The organism is Klebsiella sp. JN_Kp126 (assembly GCF_033843325.1).
GTDB lineage: Bacteria > Pseudomonadota > Gammaproteobacteria > Enterobacterales > Enterobacteriaceae > Klebsiella > Klebsiella michiganensis.
Genome location: NZ_JAWXQV010000090.1, coordinates 39998 through 55890 on the forward strand (window position 1 = coordinate 39998; position 15893 = coordinate 55890).

General features: G+C 58.7%; 17 protein-coding genes. 10 read left to right on the top strand and 7 right to left on the bottom strand.

Going from position 1 to position 15893, the window contains the following annotated elements; genetic code table 11:
- The first annotated feature begins 74 nt into the window (after positions 1–74).
- The 9 genes from SIK97_RS24255 to SIK97_RS24295 all read left to right on the top strand — a co-directional run bounded on the left by SIK97_RS24255 (position 75) and on the right by SIK97_RS24295 (position 7828).
- Positions 75–1469 (top strand): cytochrome c peroxidase, encoded by a 1395-nt coding sequence (locus SIK97_RS24255; RefSeq protein ID WP_057173722.1) that lies wholly within the window; start codon positions 75–77, stop codon positions 1467–1469.
- A 7-nt stretch (positions 1470–1476) separates the two neighbouring features.
- Positions 1477–2118: a cytochrome c biogenesis heme-transporting ATPase CcmA gene (gene ccmA / locus SIK97_RS24260; RefSeq protein ID WP_032751934.1), complete on the top strand. Its 642-nt coding sequence runs from the start codon at positions 1477–1479 to the stop codon at positions 2116–2118.
- Positions 2118–2774: a heme exporter protein CcmB gene (gene ccmB / locus SIK97_RS24265; RefSeq protein ID WP_086074038.1), complete on the top strand. Its 657-nt coding sequence runs from the start codon at positions 2118–2120 to the stop codon at positions 2772–2774. Before ccmA ends, ccmB begins: the two co-directional genes overlap by 1 nt.
- Positions 2775–2871: 97 nt before the next feature.
- The gene (locus SIK97_RS24270) at positions 2872–3609 is read left to right on the top strand and encodes a heme ABC transporter permease (RefSeq protein WP_032750933.1); all 738 of its coding nucleotides are present in this window, start codon (positions 2872–2874) and stop codon (positions 3607–3609) included.
- On the top strand, positions 3606–3809 hold the full coding sequence (ccmD, locus tag SIK97_RS24275; protein WP_032750932.1) for a heme exporter protein CcmD: 204 nt from the start codon (positions 3606–3608) through the stop codon (positions 3807–3809). Before SIK97_RS24270 ends, ccmD begins: the two co-directional genes overlap by 4 nt.
- Entirely contained in the window at positions 3806–4285 is a 480-nt protein-coding gene (gene ccmE, locus SIK97_RS24280; protein WP_014839268.1) for a cytochrome c maturation protein CcmE, read from the top strand. Before ccmD ends, ccmE begins: the two co-directional genes overlap by 4 nt.
- Positions 4282–6219, top strand: coding sequence for a heme lyase CcmF/NrfE family subunit (locus SIK97_RS24285; RefSeq protein WP_032750931.1), 1938 nt, complete (start codon positions 4282–4284; stop codon positions 6217–6219). Before ccmE ends, SIK97_RS24285 begins: the two co-directional genes overlap by 4 nt.
- Positions 6216–6773, top strand: a complete 558-nt coding sequence (gene dsbE, locus SIK97_RS24290; RefSeq protein ID WP_014226473.1) for a thiol:disulfide interchange protein DsbE — start codon at positions 6216–6218, stop codon at positions 6771–6773. Before SIK97_RS24285 ends, dsbE begins: the two co-directional genes overlap by 4 nt.
- On the top strand, positions 6770–7828 hold the full coding sequence (locus SIK97_RS24295; RefSeq protein ID WP_032750930.1) for a cytochrome c-type biogenesis protein CcmH: 1059 nt from the start codon (positions 6770–6772) through the stop codon (positions 7826–7828). Before dsbE ends, SIK97_RS24295 begins: the two co-directional genes overlap by 4 nt.
- Here the strand turns inward: SIK97_RS24295 and SIK97_RS24300 are convergent.
- From SIK97_RS24300 to speB, 7 genes are read right to left on the bottom strand one after another with little or no spacing between them, the layout of a single operon-like run.
- Positions 7825–8757 (bottom strand): 2-hydroxyacid dehydrogenase, encoded by a 933-nt coding sequence (locus SIK97_RS24300; RefSeq protein ID WP_032751932.1) that lies wholly within the window; start codon positions 8755–8757, stop codon positions 7825–7827. The two genes, SIK97_RS24295 and SIK97_RS24300, sit on opposite strands and share 4 nt — an antisense overlap.
- Positions 8758–8762: 5 nt before the next feature.
- Positions 8763–9491 carry a class II aldolase/adducin family protein gene (locus tag SIK97_RS24305; RefSeq protein WP_004853394.1) on the bottom strand — a complete coding sequence of 243 codons (729 nt, stop codon included), beginning with the start codon at positions 9489–9491 and terminating at the stop codon, positions 8763–8765.
- Positions 9492–11012 (bottom strand): amino acid ABC transporter permease/ATP-binding protein, encoded by a 1521-nt coding sequence (locus tag SIK97_RS24310; protein ID WP_004853393.1) that lies wholly within the window; start codon positions 11010–11012, stop codon positions 9492–9494.
- Positions 11013–11036: 24 nt separating this feature from the next.
- On the bottom strand, positions 11037–11840 hold the full coding sequence (locus tag SIK97_RS24315; protein WP_009652546.1) for an ABC transporter substrate-binding protein: 804 nt from the start codon (positions 11838–11840) through the stop codon (positions 11037–11039).
- Positions 11841–11849: 9 nt separating this feature from the next.
- Entirely contained in the window at positions 11850–12926 is a 1077-nt protein-coding gene (locus SIK97_RS24320) for an isopenicillin N synthase family dioxygenase (RefSeq protein ID WP_009652534.1), read from the bottom strand.
- Between the two features lie 12 nt (positions 12927–12938).
- Positions 12939–13787: a sugar phosphate isomerase/epimerase family protein gene (locus SIK97_RS24325; protein ID WP_057173724.1), complete on the bottom strand. Its 849-nt coding sequence runs from the start codon at positions 13785–13787 to the stop codon at positions 12939–12941.
- Positions 13788–13797: 10 nt separating this feature from the next.
- Complete coding sequence (gene speB, locus SIK97_RS24330; protein WP_057173726.1) at positions 13798–14748, bottom strand: agmatinase; 951 nt, start codon at positions 14746–14748, stop codon at positions 13798–13800.
- A 116-nt stretch (positions 14749–14864) separates the two neighbouring features.
- On the opposite strand from speB, the gene SIK97_RS24335 reads away from it, so the two are divergent.
- Positions 14865–15776, top strand: a complete 912-nt coding sequence (locus tag SIK97_RS24335) for a LysR family transcriptional regulator (RefSeq protein WP_004135102.1) — start codon at positions 14865–14867, stop codon at positions 15774–15776.
- Positions 15777–15893 lie beyond the last annotated feature (117 nt).

Here is a 15893-nt window from a genome sequence, read left to right on the forward strand (position 1 = left end):
CGCTATGATGTTACGTGAAACTATAAATATAAAACGTCATTATCTCAGCTGCAATGCCTCAAAGGAATGATCTTATGAAGAAAATTGCGACCATTACAGCCTCGGTCATTACCGCAGGCGTGTTATGTTATTTAGGGTTGTCAGGCTATATCTGGTATTACGACAGTCAGCGTATTAAAAAAAACGACGTCCGGCTCTCGGCGGTTGCCGAGAATAATAAAGTCCTCTCTTTTTTTAATGAAAAAGGTTGCGACTATTGCCACACGCCCTCGGCGGAGTTGCCCTTTTACGCCGCTTTTCCCGTTGCCAAACAGCTGATGGATTATGACGTACAGCTGGGATACAAATCCTTTAACCTTCAATCCGTGCGTACGTCACTGATTGACGATAAACCCGTTTCACAAAGTGGATTAAACAAGATTGAGTGGGTTATGCAGCATCAAACGATGCCGCCTACGCGATACGTCGCGCTGCACTGGGCCGGCGGCGTTAGCGACAGCGAACGTATTGAGATACTCAACTGGATTAAGCACCAGCGCGAGCGCTACTATGCCAGCGCTGATACCGCCGCGAAGCATCGCAATGAACCTCTCCAGCCGATCCCTAAAAAGCTGCCCGTTGATGAGCGGAAAGCTGCGCTGGGTTTTCGTCTTTATCACGACGCGCGAATGTCCGGGGATAGCACCATTTCTTGCGCACACTGCCATGCGTTAAACGCGGGCGGGGTCGATGGCAGAAAAACGTCTATCGGCGTGGGGGGCGCTGTTGGGCCAATTAACGCGCCAACGGTATTTAACGCCGTCTTTAATATTGAGCAATTCTGGGACGGACGGGCATCAACGCTGCAAGAACAGGCCGGTGGCCCGCCGTTAAACCCCATTGAGATGGCATCAAAATCCTGGGGAGACATTATTAATAAACTGGATAAAGATCCCGTATTGAAAAAGGATTTTTTAGCCGTTTATCCGCAAGGTTTTAGCGGTGAGCGCATCACTGACGCTATCGCTGAATTTGAAAAAACATTAATTACCCCCGACGCGCCATTTGATAATTGGCTGCGCGGTGATGAAGACGCGCTGACCGCGCAACAAAAACATGGCTATCAGCTATTTAAAGATAATAAATGTGCTACCTGTCACGGCGGTATTATTCTCGGCGGCCGCTCTTTTGAACCGCTGGGGCTGAAGCGTGATTTTAATTTTGGTGAAATCACGGCTGCTGATATTGGCCGAATGAATGTGACGAAAGAGGTACGGGATAAATTACGCCAAAAAGTGCCGGGGCTACGCAACGTGGCGCTCACCGCGCCCTATTTTCATCGCGGTGATGTTCCGACGCTTGATGGCGCAGTAAAACTGATGCTGCGCTATCAGGTCGGTACGGATTTAGCGCAAAAAGATATCGATGATATTGTCGCTTTTCTGCATAGCCTGACCGGTGTTTATACGCCGTATCAGCCGGGGCAATAACGGGATGATGAGCGAAAGTTCCCGGAGCTGGCTCAGGGCCATTAAACTGCACTGCGAACGCGATGGTCGGACGCTGCTGAAAGATTTTTCATTCAGCGTTTCGGCGGGCGATTGGGTGCAGATAGCCGGAGGCAACGGTGCGGGGAAAACCACTCTCCTGCGCCTGCTTACCGGGCTGGCCCGCGCTGATGCCGGAGAAATCTACTGGCAGGGCCGCCCTCTGCATCGCGCGCGCGATAGCTACCAGCAAAACCTGCTGTGGATTGGCCATAAGCCGGGAATCAAAGCCAGGCTGACCGCCATGGAAAACCTGCGCTTTCTCCATCAACACGATGATATCGCCCAGTGCCGGGAGGCCCTTAAGCAGGCCGGGCTTGCCGGCTTCGACGATATTCCTGTTAACCAGCTCTCCGCCGGTCAGCAGCAGCGCGTGGCGCTATCGCGCCTCTGGCTGACCCGCGCCCGCCTGTGGATCCTCGACGAACCTTTTACCGCGGTCGATACGGAGGGCGTCGAATGCCTGATTCAGCGCATGGCGCAGCACACGGAGCAAGGGGGCATCGTCATTTTCACTGCCCATCAATCAATTAGCGCGGCATCCGACAGGATTCGACGCATTGCGCTGCGCGGCGAGAGGGCGGAACCGTGATGTGGCGGATTTTTTGCCTTGAACTGCGGGTCGCGTTTCGCCATCGCGCGGAAATCGCCAATCCGCTGTGGTTTTTTCTGATTGTCATTACGCTGTTTCCGCTCGCCGTTGGTCCGGAGCCGCAGCTGCTGGCGCGGCTGACGCCCGGCATTATTTGGGTCGCTGCGCTGCTCTCCTCGCTGCTGGCGCTCGAGCGCTTGTTTCGCGACGACTTACAAGACGGCAGCCTTGAACAGCTGATGCTGCTGCCTTTGCCGCTGCCGGCGGTGGTCGTGGCTAAAGTGATGGCTCACTGGGTGGTCACCGGTGTGCCCCTGCTGATCCTGTCGCCGCTGGTGGCTCTGCTGCTGGGCATGGACGTCTATGGCTGGAAAATTATGGCGCTGACCCTGCTATTAGGGACGCCGACGCTGGGGTTCCTCGGCGCGCCGGGCGTGGGGCTCACCGTTGGACTTAAGCGCGGCGGCGCGCTGTTAAGCATTCTGGTTCTGCCGCTGACTATTCCCTTACTTATTTTTGCTACCGCCGCGATGGATGCGGCCTCCATGCATCTGCCCGTGGCGGGGTATATGGCGATACTGGGCGCGCTGCTGGCGGGCAGCGCAACGTTAAGCCCCTTTGCGACGGCGGCGGCGCTACGCGTCAGTCTGCACTAGCGCGGTTTTTGATGGATGACGCTTATCAGGTTTGCGGCGCCGGGGATCCAGACCCGGGCTTATCAATGGATTTATCTTTATTTCTGGTGACTGAAATATGAGGAAAACAGGGATTCAACTGACGAATCCGCCGCGGCTTTATCAGCTCTGCGGCAGGGTCGCTCCGTGGCTGGGCGGCGCCAGCGCGCTGGTACTGATCGCGGGCTGGGTCTGGGGATTTGGCTTTGCACCCGCGGACTATCAGCAGGGCGAGAGCTATCGCATTATCTATCTGCATGTTCCGGCGGCAATGTGGTCTATGGGCATTTATGCCCTGATGGCGGCCGCGGCGTTCATCGGCGTGGTCTGGCAGATGAAAATGGCCAATCTGGCGCTGGCGGCGATGGCGCCCGTGGGGGCGGTGTTTACTTTTGTGGCGCTGGTGACCGGTTCCGCGTGGGGTAAGCCAATGTGGGGAACCTGGTGGGTTTGGGATGCCAGATTAACCTCTGAGCTGGTGCTGCTGTTTCTCTACGTCGGCGCGATAGCGCTGTGGCACGCTTTTGACGATCGCCGTCTGGCCGGGCGCGCGGCGGCTATTCTGGTGCTGATTGGCGTGGTGAATTTACCTATCGTTCACTACTCGGTGGAGTGGTGGAACACCCTGCATCAGGGCTCAACGAATATGCAGCAAAGCATCGCTCCGGCGATGCGCGCGCCGCTGCGGATGGCGATTATCGGCTACCTGCTGCTGTTTATCACGCTGGCGCTAATGCGCATGCGGAATCTGATTTTGCTCATGGAAAAACGTCGCCCGTGGGTCAGTGAACTGATTTTAAAAAGAGGTCGTCGATGAGCAGCGCATTTACAAGCTGGAGTGATTTCCTGGCCATGGGCGGCTATGCCTTTTACGTCTGGCTGGCGGTGGCGTTGACCATTCTCCCGCTGGCGGCGCTGGTCGCGCACAGCGCGATCCTGCATCGTGTCATTCTGCGCGATATCGCCCGGCAGCGCGCCCGTGAAGCCCGCAGGCGCGCGGCGCGGGAGGCGATATGAATATTCGCCGCAAAAACCGCCTGTGGGTCGCCCTCGCGGTGCTCGCCGGGCTAACGCTGACCACCGCGCTGGTGCTCTATGCGCTGCGTTCCAGTATCGACCTGTTCTATACGCCTGGCGAAATCCTCTACGGCAAGCGCGAAACGCAGCAGCGGCCCGAGCGGGGTCAGCGTCTGCGCGTCGGTGGGATGGTCGCGCCCGGCAGCGTGAAGCGGGATGCGAATTCGCTGCAGGTGAGTTTTAGCATCTATGACGCCGAAGGTTCGGTGGACGTCAGCTACGAAGGCATTCTGCCGGACCTGTTCCGCGAAGGGCAGGGCGTGGTGGTTCAGGGCGAGCTTGATGCGCACAACCGGATACAGGCGAAAGAAGTGCTCGCCAAACACGATGAGAACTACACTCCGCCAGACGTGGAAAAAGCGATGGAGAGCAACCATCGTCGCCCGGATAGCGCCTACAGGGACACATCCTTATGATGCCTGAAGTCGGCAACGGGCTGCTGTGCCTGGCGCTTGGCGTCGCGCTACTGCTTTCCGTCTATCCGCTGTGGGGCGCGGCGCGGGGGGACAGGCGAATGATGGCCTCTTCCCGGGTATTTGCCGTTCTGCTGTTCATCCTCATTATGGGCGCCTTTATGGTGCTGATTAACGCCTTCATTACCAACGATTTTACGTTGAGCTACGTGGCCAGTAACGCCAATACTCAGCTGCCGGTCCGGTACCGCGTGGCCGCAGCCTGGGGCGCACATGAAGGTTCGCTGCTGCTATGGGTGCTGCTGATGAGCGGCTGGACAGTGGCGGTAGCGCTGCGCAGCAGGCGAATGCCGCTTGATATTGTCGCCCGGGCGCTGGCGGTGATGGGAACGATCAGCGTTGGCTTTCTGCTGTTTATTCTGTTCACCTCCAACCCGTTTGCCCGTACGCTGCCGGAATTTGCCATTGAAGGGCGCGACCTGAACCCGCTGTTGCAGGACCCCGGGCTCATTTTCCATCCGCCGCTGCTGTATATGGGCTATGTGGGCTTCTCGGTGAGTTTTGCCCTGGCGATAGCCGCGCTGTTGAGCGGGCGGCTGGATAGCACCTTTGCGCGCTTCTCTCGCCCATGGACGCTGGCGGCGTGGGCCTTCCTGACGCTCGGTATTGTGCTGGGCTCCGCGTGGGCTTACTACGAGCTGGGATGGGGAGGCTGGTGGTTCTGGGATCCGGTGGAAAACGCGTCGCTGATGCCATGGCTGGCCGGTACCGCGTTGCTGCATTCGCTGGCGGTCACTGAACAGCGCGCCAGCTTCAAGGCGTGGACGCTTCTGCTCGCTATCTGCGCATTTTCGCTCTGTCTGCTGGGGACCTTTCTGGTGCGTTCCGGCGTGCTGGTCTCGGTTCACGCTTTTACCTCCGACCCGGCGCGCGGCACGTTTATTCTAGCCTTTATGGTGCTGGTCATTGGCGGCTCTTTACTGCTGTTCGCCATGCGTGGCTATAAAGTCCGCTCTCGGGTAAATAATGCGCTCTGGTCGCGCGAGTCGCTGCTGCTCGGCAACAACGTTCTGCTGATGGCCGCTATGCTCACGGTGCTGCTGGGTACGCTGCTGCCGCTGGTGCATAAACAGCTGGGTCTCGGCAGTATTTCGATTGGCGCGCCGTTCTTTAATACGATGTTTAGCTGGCTGATGGCGCCGTTTGCGCTCCTGATGGGCATCGGCCCGCTGGTGCGCTGGGGGCGCGATCGCCCGCGTAAGCTCAGGAGGCTGCTGGTTATCGCCTGCGCAAGCACGCTGGCGCTGTCGCTTCTGTTGCCGTGGTGGTTGGGCGATAAGATTGTCGCCATGACGGTGGTCGGGCTGGCGATGGCCTGTTGGGTCTTTGTGCTGGCGGGAGTAGAGATCGCTTTGCGGGTTTCACGCGGCGCCAGGATGACCCTCAGCTACTGGGGAATGGTCGCAGGCCACCTCGGGCTGGCGGTCACCCTCGTGGGTATCGCCTTTAGTCAAAATTACAGCGTGGAGCGCGACGTGCGCATGCGGGTGGGCGACAGCGTCGATGTCCATGAATATCGCTTTTCTTTCCGTGAGGTCAAAGAGGCGATCGGCCCAAACTATCGCTCCGCCGTCGCGGTGATTGGCGTCATGCGACGCGGCGAACCGCAGGCGATACTGAATGCGGAAAAGCGCTTTTACCACAGCAGCAGCGCCATGATGACCGAAGCGGCGGTTGACGGCGGATTCACCCGCGATCTCTATGCCGCGCTGGGCGAAGAGCTGGGCAACGGCGCCTGGGCCGTACGCCTTTATTATAAACCGTTCGTACGCTGGATTTGGGCCGGGGGAGTGCTGATGGCGCTAGGCGGGCTGTTGTGCCTGTGCGATCCGCGCTATCGCCCGCGCCGCGGATATCCTGGCGCGGAGGCCAGATGAAGCGCTGTACGTTGTTGATGCCGCTGGTCATTTTTATGGCTATCGCGATGCTGCTGCTGTGGCAGCTGGCGCGTAATGTGGAAGGGGACGATCCCAATAGCCTGGAGTCGGCGCTGATCGGAAAACCGGTACCGATTTTCCGTCTTGAGGCGCTGGAAGATCCCGGGCAGTATTTTCAGTCGGATGCGCTGGCCCAGGGCAAACCGCTGCTGCTTAACGTCTGGGCGACCTGGTGCCCGACCTGTCGCGCAGAGCATCAGTATTTGAATCAGCTTTCCGCGCGGGGGATCCGCGTGGTGGGTCTGAACTACAAAGACGATCGGCAGAAAGCAATTGGCTGGCTGAACACGCTGGGCAATCCCTACGCACTGAGCCTGTTTGACGGCGACGGGATGCTCGGGCTGGATCTCGGAGTCTACGGCGCGCCGGAGACGTTTTTGATCGATGGACAGGGGATCATTCGCTACCGCCACGCGGGGGATCTTAACGATCGGGTGTGGGAGCGCGAATTCAGGCCGCTGTGGGAGAAGTTTAGCCGGGAGGCTGCGCCATGAGATTATTACTGAGCGCGCTGATGCTGCTGCTTTGCGCAAACGCGCTGGCCGCTATTGATGTCATGCCGTTTAAGGACGAGGAGCAGGAACAGCGGTTTCGCCTGCTCACGGAGCAGCTTCGGTGCCCGAAATGCCAGAACAATAGCATTGCGGATTCCAGTTCCGCGATCGCGGCCGACCTGCGGCAGAAAGTTTTTACGCTCATGCAGGAAGGAAAAAGCGACAGCGATATTGTGGACTACATGGTGGCGCGCTACGGCAACTTCGTTACCTACGATCCGCCATTAACCCCGCTGACGATGCTGCTGTGGGTCGTGCCGGCCGCTGCGATCGCCATGGGCGGTTGGGCTATAGTGGCCCGCTCCCGCCGCCGCGTCAGGCCAGGGCAGGAGACGTTTTCTGACGGCCGGGCGCCGGAGGATAAATCCGCCGGGCCGTGGATTTTTATACCTGGCGCGGTGCTTGCGCTGGCGGTAGGTGCGGTCAGCTATAGCCAGACCGGCCACTATCAGCAGGTGCAACGCTGGCAGCAGGCGGTGGCTCAGACGCCGGCTCTGTTGGCGCGGGTGCAGGATCCAAAGGCGCAGCCGCTTGATGAAGACGAACTGCGGCGTCTGGCCCTCGGGCTACGCACGACGCTGTGGCAAAATCCGGACGCTTCTATTGAGGACTGGCTTATGCTCGGGCGTCTCGGCAGGGTCCTGGACAACGCCGCTATGGCGACTCAGGCCTATGCTCGCGCTTACGCGCTGGCTCCGGATAACGATCGTGCGGCATTTGGCTATGCGGAGGCGCTGCTGCGGGTATCTGACCCGCGGGGCGATGCGCTGGTGCGCCAGCTGATGGAGAGCCAGCGCGTTAACGACCGCCTGCTTAATCTCTACGCGCTCAGTGCATCAGAGCAGGCGCATTTCAGCGAGGCGCTGACGGCGTGGCGGTTGCTGCTAAAACGATTACCGCCGGACGATACGCGCCGGGCGGTTATTGAGCATCATATCAACCAGACGGAGCAACGGTTAACCCACGAACATCCCGCCGTTGACGCGCAAGGTTAATAACCGCTCCGTTTGTTCACCAGGTTTTTCAGCGGCAGCGCCTGCTGCTGCCGCCGGATGTTGTCCAGCAGTTGGCGGGCAATCACCTCCGTCTGCGCGATGGAGGCCATATGCGGCGTGATCGCCACCTGCGGGTGTTGCCACAGCGGGTCTTCCTGGGGCAGGGGCTCGACGGGGAAGACGTCCAGCACCGCGCCGGACAGCTTGCCGCTATCCAACGCCTCGAGCACGTCCTGATTCACCATATGCTCGCCGCGGCCGCAGTTAATCAGCGACGCGCCGTCGGGCAGCTGCTGCAGTAAAGGATGGGCGAGGATACCTCGCGTCTCCCCGGTTAACGGCAGGACGTTGATCAGCGCATCCAACTGGCCAAGGAATTCGCCAGCCTGCGCCTCTCCGTTGTAGCAGCGCACGCCGGCAAGGGATTTTTCGCTACGCGCCCAGCCGGAAACCCGATACCCCAGCGCGGCCAGCTGCGAGGCGATATAGCCGCCAATTTCGCCGAGGCCCATGACGCCAACGTGATAATCGGCCGCCGCTCGCTGCGGATACATCTTCCAGACGCGCTCGCGCTGGTGGGCCAGCGCCCGGTCAAAGCGACGCTGAAACCACAGCACGCCCCACAGCGCGTATTCAAACATACCGTGACGAAAATCTTCATCCACCACCCGGCAGAGCGGAACGTCGCTGGCGAAAACGCTGGCGGGCAAATGGTCTACGCCGGCAGACGCGGCCTGGATCAGCTTCAGCTGAGGCGAGCGCGCCAGCAGCTGCGGGTCGGGAAACCAGCAGCAGGCGTATTGCGCCTCGCGGGCGGCGGGGTCCTCGGGCAGAACCGCTTTCACTTCCGGGAATAGCGCGAACGCGGCGCAAATCTCCCGGGTGTACTGAGGATCGTTACAATCCACGACGATGGTGAACTGAGTCATAGGCATTAGCTCTTATAAGAAGTATCAAGACGGTCGAGGCGCCGTAGCCACGCCTGCCACACCAGCTGGCGTTCATGTTCAACCCCCATCAGCTGCTCACAGGCGTGCCGGCTCAGCGGTTCAGGTATCGTATGGATGGGGCCGAGCGGCGCCAGCTGCGCGGCGGCCATCTGGATCTCGCAGGCGCGGTTCAGGTAGTACATGATATAAAACGCATCGGCGACGGTGCGCCCGACCGACAGCAGCCCGTGGCTTTGCAGGATCAGGGCGATATTCTCGCCGAGCGAGCGCTGGATCCGCACGCGTTCATCGAGATCGAATGCGACGCCTTCATAAGGATGGTAGCCGACGCGTTGATAAAACTCGGTGCTGATTTGGTTAAGCTGCAGCAGCCCGTCTGCGCAGGCGGCAACGGCCATCCCCGGCAGCGTGTGGGTGTGGATCACGCAGTGGGCGTCTTCCCGGGCCATATGGACCGCGCTATGAATGGTAAATCCCGCCGAGTTTGCCGGGGCGCTGCCCTCGACGACCTTACCCTGCATATCGACCACGATTAAGTTGCTGGCGGTGACTTCGTCAAACATCATGCCAAAGGGGTTAATCAAAAACCGCGGCTCGCCGTCACCGGGCAGGCGCACGGAGAAGTGGGTATACAGCGTGTCTTCCCAGCCGAAGAGCGCCGCCAGACGATAGGCGGCGGCCAGCTGCTGGCGTAGTTCCCGTTCAGTTGCCATTTATTGCACTCCCATAAATTCACGAATGCGGGTGAGGGACGGATCGGCGGCATCGCTGCGAATGCGCTGCGGCGGCATATCGCTCTGCACGACGCCGTTTTCCATCATCACCACCCGGTCAGAAATTGATAAGGCGAAGTCCATCTCGTGGGTCACGATAATCATCGTCATGCCTTCGCGGGCGAGGGACTGAATGACCTTCAGCACTTCGCCAACCAGTTCAGGGTCCAGCGCCGACGTGGGTTCATCAAACAGCATGATGTCCGGTTTCAGCGCCAGGGCGCGGGCGATGGCCACGCGCTGCTGCTGGCCGCCGGAGAGCTGGTACGGGTACTTTTCGGCGTGCGCCAGCAGACCGACGCGATCCAGCAGCCACAGCGCCTGCTCTCTGGCGGCGGCGCGGTCGAGCAGCTTGTGATAGAGCGGGGCGAGCATCACGTTATCCAGCACCGTGCGGTGGGGAAACAGGTTGAAGCCCTGGAACACCATGCCGATGCGGCGTACGCCCGCGCGCATTTGCTGTTTATCAACAACGGAGGCGCCCTTCAGGTAATCCTCGCCGTAAAGAATGATCTCGCCGCCGTCGATGCTTTCAAGGGCGTTAATGGTGCGGATCAGGGTGGTCTTGCCGGAGCCGGACGGGCCGATGATGCTGATTACCTCGCCGTTTTCCACTTTCAGGTCGATGCCTTTCAGCACGTGGTGCTGGCCCCAGGATTTTTCGATGGCGTGCAGATCCAGCGCCGGCGGGTTGCCGCTGGCGGCCTGCGCTTTTTGCGTCTGTACCGGCGGCTTCAGGTTCTGGCGCAGGGTTTCGCATTCATGCTCGTTGAGCGTTTGCGGGCGCTTACGCTGAATATCCAGCAGGTTTTCCAGCGCCCGGAACAGCCAGCTAAACACCGTGACGACCATAACGTAGTAAATGGCGACCGCCAGCAGCGTCTCCATGACGAGAAAATTCTGCGCGTACAGGCGCTGGCCGGTCAGCAGCAGCTCCGGCAGCGAAATAACCGACAGAATCGAGCTGAGCTTGATGATGGTGATGTATTCGTTAATCAGCGTGGGCAGGGAAATACGAAACGCCTGCGGGATAATAATTAAGCGCTGAATCCCGATAAAGCTAAAGCTTAAGGCATGCCCGGCTTCGCTTTGCCCCCTGGCGACCGAAAGCAGGCCGCCGCGATGGATTTCCGCCATGTAGGCCGCTTCGGTCACCGTCATCGAGACCAGCCCGGCAATAAACGGAACGCCGAGCAGCGGTTGGGTGGCCGGAAACAGCTGCGGCAGGTTATAGACAAAGACCAGCAGGACCATCAGCGGTACGCTGCGGAAAAACCAAATATAGAGTTCGACGGGAACCTTCAGCCAGCGCGGGCCGGAGAGCTTCGCGCAGGCTAAAAGAAAACCTAATATCAGGCCAATAAACCAGGACAATGAACTGACGACAACCACGGTGACACACGCCTGCCAGAATGCCCCAACGCTAAATAATGAAAAAAAGTATCCCCAATCGAACTCCATACCGACTCCCGTTTAATTATTGTATTAATTGATGCTTTCTAAGTTGTATTTCTTGATGATGGCGTCATATTTGCCGTTGGCTTTAAGGGTGGCTAACGTTGATTTAATGGCCTCGGCCAGCTCGGTGTTGCCTTTGGCGACGTAAATTCCCAGCGGCAGCGGATAGACCAGGCGGTTCGAGCTAATGGCCAGGCGGCCGCGGCTTTTCTCGACGATAATTTGCGCCGCCGGGGCGATTTCTAACTGGGCGTTGATATTTTTCGACAGCAGGGCCTGGGAGGCTTCCGGCGCGGTCGGGAATTCCTGAATACTAATGGCCGGTTTGCCGTTTTTCAGGCAGTACTCGTCGGAGTGCGTTTTCAGGCTGGAAACCCAGGCGGTACCCGCCTGCAGACCTACCTTCACGCCGCACAGTTCGTCTTCCGTTTTTGGCTGAATGGCGCTGCTTTTCAGCGCAATAATGGACGCGCCGGACAGGGCGTAAGGGATGGCGTCCGCCTGCTTCTGGCGCTCGGGCGTCACGTACATCCCGGAGATCACCGCATCGTATTTTTTACCGATACCTAAGATCAGGCTGGTGAATTTCGTGTCGATAAGCTGCGGTTTTGCCTTCAGCTGTTCGGCGATCAGCGCCGCGAACTCCGGGTCGATGCCGACAATATTGTTATTGCTGTCATAGGATTCAAAAGGCGGATAGGTCACCTCCATCCCGACTTTAAAGACGCCCTCGGTCAGCAGCTCAGCGGCCTGAGCCAGCGGTGAAAAACAAGCGGTGACGGCGATGGATAAAGCCACACGGCGCGAGAGTTTTTTTAGCGTTTTGTTCATCATTTATCCTCACGGGTTATTTACGGTTTTTTGCTGTGCTTGTTTTTTCAGATGGCCAAAGGTGTTAGTGCCGCGGGCGCGTTCGGGGAGCTGGAGCTCGCCTCGGGTGACTTTCTCGCGCAGGTAGCGATAGGTCTGTAACGCCTGGCTCCACATATGCTCACCAATGCTCAGTTCTTGATATTCGCTGGCTTCGCCTGCCTCAAGGAAGCCCGGCAGCGGGCGAATCAGCGTGTGGTAGTCGCAGGCGAAAAACAGCGGGAAGGAGTAGCGTTCCTGCGGCACCTTGCGTACGCGGTGTGCGGTTGCAACAAATGTGCCAGCGCTCAGGACTTCCAGCATGTCGCCGATATTAATCACGAAAGCCTCTTCTCCGGTCGCGTTCTTCAGCGGCGGGGCGTCGATCCAGTCGCTATCTTCATTCAGCACTTCAAGACCCGGCTGGTCGGCGAGCAGCAGGGTGAAGCATTCATAGTCGGTGTGTGCACCAATACCGGGAACATCTTCGGCGCTGGCGTCAAAGGGGTAGTGGATCAGCCGCAGCTTTGACGGCGGGCAGGTAACCATCGACCTGAAATAGCCCTCCGGCAGGCCAAGGGCGAGAGCGAAGGCGTCAAACAGGCGATGCCCAAGGGCGAAGACCGCGTCATAGTAGGCCAGCACGCGGGATTGAAATTCCGGCACGTCAGGCCACTCGTTGGCGCCAATCAGCGGCGTTTTCGCCACGACGAACGGGTGGTCGTCGGCGGCCTGAAAGCCGATATCAAACGCCTCTTTGTGATCCGGCTTGCCGGAGCCGTAAATCTCTTCCCCTTCGGGAACGTAGCCTTTATGGCTTTTCGACTGTCCGATGTAGTACGCCATCTTGCGTTCCATCGGCAGGGCGAAAATCTCTTTGGCCGCCGCGCGGATCCCGGCAATCAGTTCGGGCGCGATGCCGTGGCCGGTAACGTAGAAAAAGCCGACTTCGCGGGCCGCCTGGCCGATGGCGTCGGCCACCGCCTGGCGTCGGACGAGATCGTCGCAGGCCAGGTCGCTGATATCGATGGTCGGTAATTCAGTAAACGAACTTTTTGCAGCGGTCATTTCTTCCGTTCCTTATTCAGTTTGCGAGGTGAATTCAACAAAATGCTGCTGTTCACGCTGGGCCATCCAGGCGTTCAGCGACCACAGGTCGGCGACCGGAACGTTGGTAAACGGCAGGTGATGCAGGTAGCCATCGGGGCCAAATTCCGGCGTAAGCGTGGTGTACTGGTAGCCGCGCCGGCGCTGCGATTGCCAGATTTGTTCCCAGAAGCGCTGCTGAAACCGCAGGGCCGCCCGATATTCCGGCGCGGCGGGGTGCGGCACCTGCGGCCCCTGGTCGTACCCGGCGCGGGCCTGAATATGGTGGACCCGTTCGATAAAGGCGCTGAAGTCATCGCAGGGGTCATCCAGCAGGCGTTCGCTTACCACGATCCAGTGGCTGATATCGGCGGTAAAGCGCAGCTGCGGCAGCTGTTGAATTATCTCCAGCGTCAGCCACGGGCTATACAGCGATGTGGCGCGATGGGTTTCAAAGCTGCAGAACAGCTCATATTCGGCGGCGAGCTCATGCGCTTTGCCGAGAAAATCCACCTGCTGCGCCAGCGGCCAGCGGTCGTTACCGGCCAGCAGATTGACGAAGCGCGGATTAAGCGCTTTTGCCGCCGCAAAACGTTCTTTTAAGCGCTCCAGATGCTGCGCGGGCGTCTCGGCCTGGGCCGGGATAACGCCGCCGCCGCTGAACACAATGGCGATATACTCAAGCGCGGACGCTTCGATGCGTTGGGCCAGCGTCCGCTGCTCTTCTGGCGTCAGCGGAACCCGCGCTTCAATACCGCAGCAGCCGACGCTCCGGAGTTCGCTGACCGTTTGCTGCCACGGGGTGGTGACGCCCCACAGCGTGCGAAAGACGTTAAGCTGCATGGTTTTTCCTCTATGGATATTTCACGCCCGGGAGAACGCAGAGCATTTCATACAGCAGGTTGGCGGCCAGCTGGGACGTGTTGCCGCTGACGTCATAGGGGGGCGAGACCTCGACCAGGTCGCAGCCAATCAGGTTCAGACCGCGGCAGCCGCGCACGATTTCCAGCGCCTGAATCGACGTCAGTCCGCCCACTTCCGGAGTTCCGGTGCCGGGGGCCCAGATCGGGTCGAGGCTATCAATATCGAAGCTGAGATAAACCGGGCCAGCCCCCATTTGCTGGCGCACTTCGGCCATTAGCGGAGTCAAAGATTGGTGCCAGCACTGCTCGGCCTGAACCAGACGAAAACCGCGATCGACGCCCCACTGGAAGTCACCGGCGGCGTAGCCCTGCGCGCGCTGGCCAATCTGGACGACGCGTTTAAGATCCAGCAGCCCCTCTTCGACGGCGCGGCGGAAGGTGGTGCCGTGGGCAATCTTTTCGCCGAACATCTCATCGTTGGTATCGGTGTGGGCATCGACGTGAATCAGCCCAACCGGACCGTGCTTTTTGGTCAGCGCGCGCAGGATCGGCAGGGTAATGGTGTGATCGCCCCCCAGCGTCAGGGGGATAAGCGGAAAACTATTTAAACCGGTGTAGTAATCCTCGATAATCTGCACCGATTTGAGCAGGTTGTAGGTATTGATCGGTACATCACCGATATCTGCCACCGACAATGAATCAAAAGGCGCGGCGCCGGTGGCCATGTTGTACGGGCGGATCATTACCGATTCGGTACGAATATAGCGCGGTCCGTAGCGCGTTCCGGAACGCTGTGAGGTTCCGATATCCAGCGGGATGCCGACAAACGCTGCATCAAGTCCCTGTAAATCTTCGATAAATGGCAGGCGCATCATCGTGGCGCGGCCACCAAAACGCGGCATCTCGTTGCCACCCTGCGGTTGATGAAAGACGTTATCCATTTCAGCTCCTGAATCTGACCAACAAAACTCAACAGCAGGGATAGTGCGAAAGATGTGCTGGACTTTAAATCGTCTGCCGCAAATACTTAGTTCATTTATTAGTGAACTAAGACGCTATGCTTAACGACGCGACGCTTAACATTCGACAGCTCCAGGTTTTTGAGGCGGTGGCCCGTCTTGAGAGCTATGGCCGGGCCCAGCAGGAGCTGGGGATTTCCGTTTCCGCGATCAGCAATGCGATGTCGCAGCTGGAAGGCCAGCTTGGCTTTAGCCTGTGTCAGCGCGGGCGCGGCGGCTTTGCGTTGACCGAAAAAGGGCAGCATTTTTTACAGCAGGCGATCCGCGTGCTGAGCGAACTGAATGAACTGGAGCGCCAGTCGGCGCTGCTGAAAGGCGAGCATAGCGGCACGATTTGTATCTCAACGCTTGATTCCATCGAGACGGAAACCGCGCTGTCGCTGCCGGTCGTGCTGCGCAGCTTTAGCGATAAGTTTCCTAATGTGCATATCAAGCTGATTATCCGTACCCCGGCGGAACAGCTTAACGGCGTATTGAATAACCATATCGATCTCGCCATCGGCAGCTACAACTCGCGGGTGCATAACATCATCAGCGAACCGCTCTATCGCGAGCAGCACTGGCTCTACTGCAGCGACCTGCATCCCATGTTCTTCAGTCGACAGCTCGATAAAGAGCTGATCAGCCAGTGTCCGCTGGTGACGCGCAGCTACTGGAATACCAGCGATCTGCGGCGGCGCGGGTTCAGCAAGGGCAGCGCGACCGTTGAAACCGTCGATGCGCAGCTGCTGCTCATCCTCTCCGGGAAATACATCGGCTACCTTCCCGAGCACTACGCCTGGCCGTGGATTAAGGAGAATCGCCTGCGCGTACTGCTGCCCAATGAGTTTGGCTTTCAATCTCCCTTCTCGGCGATATGTAAGCGCGGGCGCAGCAACGAACCCTACCTGAAGGAGTTTCGCAATCTACTCAAGAAGAATACGGTGGCCAGACCGAAGTGGAGCGAATGAGATTCGTATTGAATGAGTAACAGCTTATGCCTGATTAGAATTGTAAAAAGACCGCTCAATATCAGGCATATAAAAGGTAATGTGCCATTAATCATATGTGGCTAAGAAAAAGCTTAG

What these genes read in the sequence shown, in the direction of transcription:
- SIK97_RS24255 (WP_057173722.1), top strand. Translation starts at nt 75, where the DNA reads ATGAAGAAAATTGCGACCATTACAGCCTCGGTCATTACCGCAGGCGTG.
- ccmA (WP_032751934.1), top strand. Translation starts at nt 1,477, where the DNA reads ATGAGCGAAAGTTCCCGGAGCTGGCTCAGGGCCATTAAACTGCACTGC.
- ccmB (WP_086074038.1), top strand. Translation starts at nt 2,118, where the DNA reads ATGTGGCGGATTTTTTGCCTTGAACTGCGGGTCGCGTTTCGCCATCGC.
- SIK97_RS24270 (WP_032750933.1), top strand. Translation starts at nt 2,872, where the DNA reads ATGAGGAAAACAGGGATTCAACTGACGAATCCGCCGCGGCTTTATCAG.
- ccmD (WP_032750932.1), top strand. Translation starts at nt 3,606, where the DNA reads ATGAGCAGCGCATTTACAAGCTGGAGTGATTTCCTGGCCATGGGCGGC.
- ccmE (WP_014839268.1), top strand. Translation starts at nt 3,806, where the DNA reads ATGAATATTCGCCGCAAAAACCGCCTGTGGGTCGCCCTCGCGGTGCTC.
- SIK97_RS24285 (WP_032750931.1), top strand. Translation starts at nt 4,282, where the DNA reads ATGATGCCTGAAGTCGGCAACGGGCTGCTGTGCCTGGCGCTTGGCGTC.
- dsbE (WP_014226473.1), top strand. Translation starts at nt 6,216, where the DNA reads ATGAAGCGCTGTACGTTGTTGATGCCGCTGGTCATTTTTATGGCTATC.
- SIK97_RS24295 (WP_032750930.1), top strand. Translation starts at nt 6,770, where the DNA reads ATGAGATTATTACTGAGCGCGCTGATGCTGCTGCTTTGCGCAAACGCG.
- SIK97_RS24300 (WP_032751932.1), bottom strand. Translation starts at nt 8,757, where the DNA reads ATGACTCAGTTCACCATCGTCGTGGATTGTAACGATCCTCAGTACACC.
- SIK97_RS24305 (WP_004853394.1), bottom strand. Translation starts at nt 9,491, where the DNA reads ATGGCAACTGAACGGGAACTACGCCAGCAGCTGGCCGCCGCCTATCGT.
- SIK97_RS24310 (WP_004853393.1), bottom strand. Translation starts at nt 11,012, where the DNA reads ATGGAGTTCGATTGGGGATACTTTTTTTCATTATTTAGCGTTGGGGCA.
- SIK97_RS24315 (WP_009652546.1), bottom strand. Translation starts at nt 11,840, where the DNA reads ATGAACAAAACGCTAAAAAAACTCTCGCGCCGTGTGGCTTTATCCATC.
- SIK97_RS24320 (WP_009652534.1), bottom strand. Translation starts at nt 12,926, where the DNA reads ATGACCGCTGCAAAAAGTTCGTTTACTGAATTACCGACCATCGATATC.
- SIK97_RS24325 (WP_057173724.1), bottom strand. Translation starts at nt 13,787, where the DNA reads ATGCAGCTTAACGTCTTTCGCACGCTGTGGGGCGTCACCACCCCGTGG.
- speB (WP_057173726.1), bottom strand. Translation starts at nt 14,748, where the DNA reads ATGGATAACGTCTTTCATCAACCGCAGGGTGGCAACGAGATGCCGCGT.
- SIK97_RS24335 (WP_004135102.1), top strand. Translation starts at nt 14,865, where the DNA reads ATGCTTAACGACGCGACGCTTAACATTCGACAGCTCCAGGTTTTTGAG.